General features: G+C 53.0%; 1 pseudogene. It reads right to left on the reverse strand.

What is annotated here, in order from left to right:
* Window positions 1-645, reverse strand: a pseudogene (locus X965_RS19260) (transposase); the annotation flags it as partial.
* Window positions 646-723: the final 78 nt, after the last annotated feature.

A 723-nucleotide genomic window follows, 5' to 3' on the forward strand; every position in this document is an offset into this window, starting at 1 on the left:
GATTATCAGCAACGAAATCCATACTCCAGCACTGATCGGCTGCCGTCACTGCCGGGCGCTCCTGTCTGTGTCTGGCTGTGACATGTCGGCGGGGCCGCTTTGTCCGCAGATTCAGTCCCTCCTGACAATAAATACGGTGGGTTTTCTTATGGTTAATCAGCCAGCCTTCCCGGCGCAGCAGGATATGTATGCGCTGCACGCCGTAGCGGATGCGGGTTTCCGCTATTTCCCTTATCCGCTGCGTGACTGCGCGGTCGTCACGCCGGCTTTGATAGTGGTAGACCGTGCGGCTCTGCATCATCAGACGGCAACCACGCCGCAGCCCGATACGGTAGGCCTCCAGCAACCAGGTTACCGCCTCCCGCTTCTGCGCCGGTCTCAGAACTTTTTTTTGATGACTTCCTGCAGCATCTCTTTGTCCAGACTCAGATCTGCCACCAGGCGCTTCAGACGCTGGTTTTCTTCCTCGAGCTGTCTCAGGCGGCGAAGTTCTGTCACGCCCATACCACCGAATTTTTTCTTCCAATTGTAAAAAGTGGCTTCAGAAATACCCATCTTTCTGCATACTTCCTCTACCCTAGTACCGGTTTCAGCCTGTTTCAGGGCAAACGCTATCTGTTCTTCGGTATAACGTGTCTTTTTCATGTCAGATGACCTCTTTTTTCAGGAGAAGAAAGGCCGGAAACTCTACTTTATACCGGTACTGAAGAAAGGGAAGAGATC

This window comes from Morganella sp. EGD-HP17 (assembly GCF_000512315.2).
GTDB lineage: Bacteria > Pseudomonadota > Gammaproteobacteria > Enterobacterales > Enterobacteriaceae > Morganella > Morganella morganii.